The 7,041-nt window shown below is 73.9% G+C and carries 5 protein-coding genes and 1 riboswitch; of the genes, 1 reads left to right on the top strand and 4 read right to left on the bottom strand.

Annotated elements, in window-relative coordinates:
- Positions 1-104 precede the first annotated feature (104 nt).
- The 3 genes from E9998_RS03885 to E9998_RS03875 all read right to left on the bottom strand — a co-directional run bounded on the left by E9998_RS03885 (position 105) and on the right by E9998_RS03875 (position 3,281).
- The gene (locus E9998_RS03885) at positions 105-1,118 is read right to left on the bottom strand and encodes a C40 family peptidase (RefSeq protein WP_136528382.1); all 1,014 of its coding nucleotides are present in this window, start codon (positions 1,116-1,118) and stop codon (positions 105-107) included.
- A gap of 7 nt (positions 1,119-1,125) precedes the next feature.
- Positions 1,126-1,299: riboswitch (cyclic di-AMP (ydaO/yuaA leader) on the bottom strand.
- 480 nt (positions 1,300-1,779) lie between these two features.
- Entirely contained in the window at positions 1,780-2,589 is an 810-nt protein-coding gene (locus tag E9998_RS03880; RefSeq protein WP_136528381.1) for a spermidine synthase, read from the bottom strand.
- Positions 2,590-2,618: 29 nt separating this feature from the next.
- Positions 2,619-3,281 carry a MerR family transcriptional regulator gene (locus E9998_RS03875; RefSeq protein ID WP_136528380.1) on the bottom strand — a complete coding sequence of 221 codons (663 nt, stop codon included), beginning with the start codon at positions 3,279-3,281 and terminating at the stop codon, positions 2,619-2,621.
- 164 nt (positions 3,282-3,445) lie between these two features.
- Between E9998_RS03875 and E9998_RS03870 the strand changes: the two genes are divergently transcribed.
- Positions 3,446-4,987, top strand: coding sequence for a heparinase II/III domain-containing protein (locus tag E9998_RS03870; RefSeq protein WP_136528379.1), 1,542 nt, complete (start codon positions 3,446-3,448; stop codon positions 4,985-4,987).
- Here the strand turns inward: E9998_RS03870 and E9998_RS03865 are convergent.
- On the bottom strand, positions 4,934-6,673 hold the full coding sequence (locus tag E9998_RS03865) for a SulP family inorganic anion transporter (protein ID WP_136528378.1): 1,740 nt from the start codon (positions 6,671-6,673) through the stop codon (positions 4,934-4,936). The genes E9998_RS03870 and E9998_RS03865 overlap by 54 nt on opposite strands.
- Between the last annotated feature and the right edge of the window lie 368 nt (positions 6,674-7,041).

Raw genomic sequence — 7,041 nt, 5'->3', positions numbered from 1 at the left:
TGCCGTACCTGCCGGCACTGCCGTACCTGCCGGCACTGTCGCACCCGCCCGGCATTGTTGCAGCCGGGGCGGGTGCGGACGCGAGTGGCGCTCGGACCTTTCGGTCAGACGCGGCGGTAGCCGTCGATCGACATGCCCATGTCGAGCGAGGAGATCTTCACGACGTCGCCCGGCTTGGGCGCGTGGATGACCTGGCCGTCGCCGATGTACATCGCGACGTGGTTCTGGCCGTTGTAGAAGACCAGGTCGCCCGGCTTGAGGTCGCTGCGGTCGATCCCGCTGGTCTCGTCCCACATGGTCCAGGTCGAGTGGGTCAGGGAGATGCCCGAGACGCCGTAGGCGCCGGTGATGAGGCCCGAGCAGTCCCAGGTGTCGGGGCCGGCGGCGCCGAACACGTACGATTCGCCGAGCTGGTCCTTCGCGAACTGGACGGCCGCGGTGGCGGCGTCGGAGCTGTAGGCCGCGGTCGAGTCGGAGGAGGAGTCGCCCGAATCCGAGGAGGAACCGGAGTCGGAGGACGAAGCGGAGGACTCGGCGGCCTCGGTCGCCGCCGCCGCTTCCGCCTCGGCGGCGGCTTCGGCCTCCGCGGCCTCGTCGTAGGCCTTCTCGGCCTCGCCGATCTGCGAGTCCAGGGCCGCGACCTGCTTCTGGGCCGCTTCGATCTCGGTCTCCAGGCGGTCGCTCTCCTCGGAGGCGACCTGCGCCTCCTCGAACTTGTCGGTCTGCTCCTGCGCGTAGGTCACGAGCGAGGAGACCTTGGCGCCGAGCTCGTCGTCGGCGGACTCGACCGCCGCGGTGACGACGGTCAGCTGGGCGCCGGAGGTGCCGTACGCCTCGGCGGCCGCCTCCACGACGGCCTGGGCGTCGGCGAGCTGCGCCTGGAGCGCCGCGAGGTCGGCGCCCGCGTCGTCGCGTTCGGTGGTGAGGTCGTCCAGGTGGTCCTGGATCTCGGCGGCCGAGGCCGCCTCGTAGTCGATGTCGGCCGCGTCGGCGTGCGAGCCCGCGAACGCGGTCACGAGGCCGACGGTCGCGAGGGTGACGCCCGTGTAGGCGGCGACGCGTCGGAGGATGGCACCGGCGCGGGAACTGTGGTCGGTATTCGAGCAGGCTTGAGCCACGAGGTGGCCTTTCTTCCTCGTCCGCCTACCGGGTTAGCTGTCGGGTTCGGGCAGGGAAGTGCGCCCTACCCGTTGCGGCTGGGCCGCAACGGGATTCACCCCATGCGTCGGGTCGCCGCCCGAGTGGCGGCGAGGGGGGACGACGCGGCTGGGTCCCCGGCCCGCGCGGCGGTGTATCGCCCCGTACCGGAGGGAACGGGCGTCATGCGCTGCGCGGCTCGGCGGTCCGGGCGGGTGGGTCTCTGGGGGAGCCCTGAGGACCCGACCGGAACAGGCGACGACGTTACCGAAGGTGACCGGCATCGCCAAGCCCTCTGTGAACCGCTCCACTCTCCGGTAACGGACAGTGAGGACGCGCCGGGAGACAGGGCCACTATCCTGCGACTTTATTGTCCGAACGGCCCACCCGCCGCTGGCCCGGACGTCGGCGCGTAAGGCGGCGGCGCCGGAGGCGCGGCGACGGCGAGCGCCGCTCGTGTTCGCAATCGCCCCCGGCTTCGATGGTGCCCGGCGGGTGCGACGGTCGCGGGCGGCGGCGCGCCTCCGGCGCGATCGGCGGCGATGAGCATGGTTCGTGTTCGCAGGCACCCCCGCTTTCGATCGTGCCCGGCGGGTGCGACAGGCCGTGCGGGTCCGGGCGCCGCCGCCGCGAGGCGGCGGGTCAGAAGCTGCGGAGGGATCTCGGCGGGGGCGGGGACTGGATGGCCGTCGCGTCGGTGGCCGGGGCGGCGCCGGCGATGTACTCGCGCAGTTCGGTGCCTTCGAGGACGCGGCAGGGGAACGCCGCTCCCGCGCAGCGGCGGCGCAGGGCCGCGATGGGGAGTTCGGTGTCGGCGGCGACGGCGACCACGTTCCCGAAGCGCCTGCCGCGCAGCACCGCCGGCTCGGCCATGACCGCCGTGTGCGCCCACACGGCGCCCATCGCCGCCAGGGCCGGCTTCAGGAAGCGCATCTGGCCGCCGTCGCACAGGTTCACCGCGTAGTGCCCGCCCGGGCGCAGGACCCGGTGCGCCGCCGTCAGGAACTCGGTGCTCGTGACGTGCGCGGGCACGCGGGCCTCGGCGTACACGTCGGTGATCACCAGCTCGTAGCTCGCCTCAGGGGCGCTCTCGACCGCCTCCCGCGCGTCGGTGTGGCGGATCTTCACCTTCACTCCGCGCGGCAGCGGCGCCTGCGCCCGCACCAGGTCCACCAGCTCCCGGTTCGTCTCCACCGCCTGCTGGTAGGAGCCCGGACGCGTCGCGGCGACGTACCGCGCCATCGCCAGGCCGCCCGCGCCCAGGTGCAGGACCCGCAGCGGCGCCTTCGGCGCCGCCATCGCGTCCACGAGGTAGGCGATGCGCTGCATGTACTCCGCGTCGAGGTAGGACGGGTCGTCGAGGTCCACGGTCGCCTGCACGACCTCGTCCGCCACCAGGTGGAGGAGGTTCGGGCGGTCGGGGTCGCGGTCGAAGCGCAGCGGCTCGGGCATAGTGCGGCCGTTCGTGGTCGGGGAGCGGGTCAGGGACCCATTGTGCCCGAAGGGCCCTGCTCCGTCTGCGCCCTGGCCGAGGCCGCGATGTGCGCGATCCGCCGCAGCGCCGCGAACACCGTCTCGCCGAGCACCGTCGCGGCCACCGCCTGCTCCACGTCGACGCCCTCAGGCCGCGTCGCCTCCGCGATCGCCTGCATGTCCGCCGACGCGAGCGCCGCCGCCGCGTCCGCATAGTGCCCCAGCACCTCCTGCGGGTCCGGGTTCCCCAAGCGGTAGAACGCCGTCAGGGCCGTCACCAGCGCGTCACGGTAGTTCGGTGGCGCGACCTCCGCCCACCCGTACTCGCCCAGCAGCTCGTCGACCGTCCGCTCCGCCGCCTCGGCCGTGCCCTCGCTCGCCAGCGAGAACTTCGGGTCCCGGTGCGTCGCGGCCAGCGCCGCGCCGAGAGCCTGGAACGCCGACTCGGGGTGGCGGGCCAGCACCGTCAGGACCTCGCCGATCTGCGCCACCGACAGGCCCGCCGTCTCCGACAGGGCCCGGATGAGCGTGAGGCGGTGGACGTGCGCCGGCCCGTACTCGACCGCGTTCGCCTCGCCGTGCTCGCCCGGCTGGAGCAGGTGCTCCCGCAGGTAGTACTTGATGGTGGCGGCCGGAACGCCCGTCCGCTCCGACAGCTCCCCGATGCGCATACGTGGGAGTCTATGACGGAAAGCGCGCCCGCGTTACCGTTGAGCCACGGCAGGAACTCCAGCCCCCTATCCACCGCCCCATCCCGAAAGGCGACGGTCGATGACCCTCCCCAACCAGGCGCCCCGCGCCGCCGCTCGCCTCGGCGGACCCGGACGGCACCCCCATGAGTGACCTCCGCACCGCACTCCTCGAAGAGCTCCGCGCGATCGCCGCGCAGCCCGTCCCGGCCTTCGACCCCGACCTCGACGGCGACTACGCCGCCACCGGCCGCCGCCTCCCCTTCGAGGCCCAGTACTTCGCGCGCCGCCGCCACCTCGCCGCGCTCGCCGTCGTCGGCGAGGGGCCCGCGCTCTCGGCCCTGCTCAAGGACGTCTGCCAGGAGCGGTCCTGGGCGCTGCCGGCCCACTGGGACGCCGAGGGCGACCCGCGCACCTGCGTCGACCTGTTCGCGTGCGAGACCGCGCAGACCCTCGCCGAGATCCTGCGCCTGCGCGAGGACGTCGAAGGCGCCGAGGCGGTCGCCGCCGAGATCCGCGCGCGCGTCCTCGACCCGTTCTTCGAGGCCGACTACCCCTTCCACTGGGAGGAGCGCATCTCGAACTGGACGGCCGTGTGCGCCGGCGCCGCCGGGATGGCCGCGCTCGCGCTCGGCTACGACACCGACGTGGTGCGCGCCCGCGTCCTGCCCGCCCTCCAGGGCTACCTGTTCTCCTTCGGGCCCGACGGCGGCTGCGTCGAGGGCGTCGACTACTGGGTCTACGGCTTCGGGTACTTCACCTACTTCGCCGAGGCCTGGCTCGCGGCCACCGGCGAGGACCTCCTGGCCGGGAACGAGGCCATCGCCGCGTTCCCCGCCCGCGCGCAGCTGTACCCGGGCTCGTTCGCCACGTTCGGCGACACCGGGGCCGACGCGCTCCTGCCGCTCGGGCTCCTGGCGCGCCTGCACGACCGGCTCGGCACGCCGCTGCCGGCCGCCGCGCGCGTCCAGACCTTCGCCGACGACGCCTGCGCCCGCTGGGCCCACCTCACCCGTACCCTCGACTGGGGCCGCCCGCTGGGGACCTCGGTCGAACCGGAGCGCTCGCTGCTGGCCGACGTCGGCTGGTTCGTCGAGCGGCGCCGGATCGGACGGCGCATGTGGGCGCTGGCGGTCAAGGGCGGGTACAACGACGAGCCGCACAACCACCTCGACCTGGGGTCGTTCCTCATCGCGGTGGACGGGGAGCAGCTGCTGTGCGACCCGGGCGCGGGGGAGTACACGGCGGCGTACTTCGGGCCCGAGCGCCACGAGCAGGTGCATCCTTCGGCCGCTTGGCATTCGGTGCCGACGGTGGAGGGCGCGGCCCAGCAGCCGGGCGACGATTCGCGGGCCGAGCTGGTGGACACCGGGACGGGCCTGGACGTGTACATCGACGCGTACGGCGACGGCGCGCTCATCCGCCGGTTCGACTGGGGCGCCGAAGGGGTGACCTTGGAGGACTTCGGCCCCGAGATCACCGAGACGTTCGTCAGCCGCATCCGGCCCGAGCTCGACGGGACGCGCGCGGTGTGGGCCGGGGAGCGGGGCACGCTCGTCCTCCACGGGGTCAACGCCGAGGACGCCCTGGTGGACTCGGTCGACACGACCGACCACCGGGGCGCCCCCGACCGGCTATGGGCGCTCCGCTTCGGCCTGGGCGGCGGACTCCGTTTCGAGCTGCTCTAGTTCGAGGCGCTCCAGGAGGCCGTCGGCCTTGAGGCGGCGGCGGGCGGCCCTGATCGCCTCCCCGGTGTGCTCGAACAGGCGGCCCTGCTGCCAGAGCGGTTCGAGCACGCCGAGGGCTTCGAGGGGTTTGGCGTGCACCGGTTCGAGGCCGGAGAGGTAGACGGCGATGCCGCGGTGCTCCAGGCGCTTGATCGCGTCGGCGAGCACCGTCGCCCCCGACGCGTCCATCGTGGACACCCGGCTCATGCGCAGGACGACCACGCGCACGTCGGCCACGTCGAGCAGTTGCAGCAGGAACCGGTGTGCCGCGGCGAAGAACAGCGGGCCCTCCAGCCGGTAGGCCACGATGTGCTCGTGCAGGAGCGCGGCCTCCTCGTCGTGGTGGTCGTCGTGGTCGATGGGCTCCTCCTCGACCGACACCGACCGCGAGATGCGGCCCAGCGCGAGCATCGCCGCCAGCGCGACGCCGATCGCGACGGCCCACACCAGGTCGAGCACGACGGTGGCGGCGAGGGTCAGCCACATGACGGCGGCGTCGGCGCGGGTCGAGCGGGCCAGGGCCAGCATCGAGCCGACCTCGATCATGCGGATCGAGGTGGCGATGAGGACGCCCGCGAGCGCCGCGAGCGGCACGTGCGCGACCAGCGGCGCGAGCGCGAGCATCATGAGCGCGAGGACGGTCGCGTGCGTGAGCGAGGCGAGGCGCCCGGCCGCCCCGGACCGGACGTTGACCGCGGTGCGCGCCAGCGCCCCCGAGGACGGCATCCCGCCGAAGAACGGCGTCACGAGGTTCGCGACACCCTGCCCGAGCAGTTCCCGGTCGGGGTTGTGGTGCTGGTCGACGGTCATGTTGTCGGCCACCGTCGCCGACAGGAGCGATTCGAGGGCGCACAGGGCGCAGATCGCGATCGCGGCCGCGACCAGGCCGGGCATCGCCGCGAGGTCGAGGAAGCCCGCCTCGGGGGCGGGGATGGTGCGCGGCAGCGACCCGATGACCGCGACCTCCGGGACGGTGTACCAGGTCACCGCGGTGGCCGCGACGACCGCGAGGAGCGGAGTCGGGATGTGCGAGTGCAGGCGCGAGCCGAGCAGGATCGCGACGGCCACGGCGAAGGCGACCGCGGGCGGGGCCCAGTCCGGGTCGGCCGCGAAGGCGGCCACCGAATGCCATGCGCCCGTGAGCAGGTGGCCGGTCGCCGGGGGCAGGCCCAGGGCCGGCGGGAGCTGCTGGAGGGCGATGACGATGCCGACCCCGGCGGTGAAGCCCTCGACGACCGGGACGGGCACGTACCGCGCGTACCGGCCCGCGCCGGTGAGCGCGAGGGCGATGAGCATGAGCCCGGCCATGACGCCGACGAGGAGGACCCCCGCGTGGTCGTGGGTGGCCGCGAGCGGGACGAGGACCACCGCCATCGTGCCGGTCGGGCCGGTGATCTGGAGGTTCGAGCCGCCGAGGAGCGCGGCGACCGCCCCGGCGATGATCGAGGTGATGAGCCCGGCGAACGCCCCCAGGCCCGAGGCGATCCCGAAGCCGAGCGCCAGCGGCAGCGCGACGACCGCGACGGTGAGCCCGGCGAGGAGGTCGGTGTGCCAGTGGCGGCGGACGTGCGCGTAGTCGGACCGTTCGGGAAGCAGCTGTCGGAAGCGTCGGCGTTTCGTGGCAGTTGTCTCTCGTGTGGCGGTCATGAGTGTATTGTCCCGTCCCGTGGTACGGCCCCGCCCCTCCAACGCGCCGACGCGGCCCGCCCGCCCGAACGGGTTGCGGCGCATCGGCCCCGGAACGGGGCGGCCCGCGCCCGCCGACCCGTTCGGGTGACGCCCGGGGCCGCGCGGGGCCGTTTTGTCGGACCCGCGGGAGAAGCTGGGCCTACTGTTCCCCATTCGGGTGGGTGGGGGTTGGGGATGGCCCGGCGTGCGGAGGGCGACGAGCGGCGCGGGCGAAGGCGAAGAGCACCGGCGGGTGGCGGTGATCAGCGGCGCGGGTGGGCGCGGTGCGCCGACCGTGAAGCGCCGGAGGTGCCGCGTCGGAGGTGAAGCGGGCTGAGGCGAAAAGC

This window comes from Glycomyces paridis (assembly GCF_004912155.1).
GTDB classification, from domain to species: Bacteria; Actinomycetota; Actinomycetes; order Mycobacteriales; family Micromonosporaceae; genus Glycomyces; species Glycomyces paridis.
This window is presented reverse-complemented; position numbering and strand designations above follow the sequence as displayed.

Bases quoted from the DNA above. Each gene is read 5' to 3' on its own strand.
- E9998_RS03880 (WP_136528381.1), bottom strand. From the start codon at position 2,589: ATGCCCGAGCCGCTGCGCTTCGACCGCGACCCCGACCGCCCGAACCTC.
- E9998_RS03875 (WP_136528380.1), bottom strand. From the start codon at position 3,281: ATGCGCATCGGGGAGCTGTCGGAGCGGACGGGCGTTCCGGCCGCCACC.
- E9998_RS03870 (WP_136528379.1), top strand. From the start codon at position 3,446: ATGAGTGACCTCCGCACCGCACTCCTCGAAGAGCTCCGCGCGATCGCC.
- E9998_RS03865 (WP_136528378.1), bottom strand. From the start codon at position 6,673: ATGACCGCCACACGAGAGACAACTGCCACGAAACGCCGACGCTTCCGA.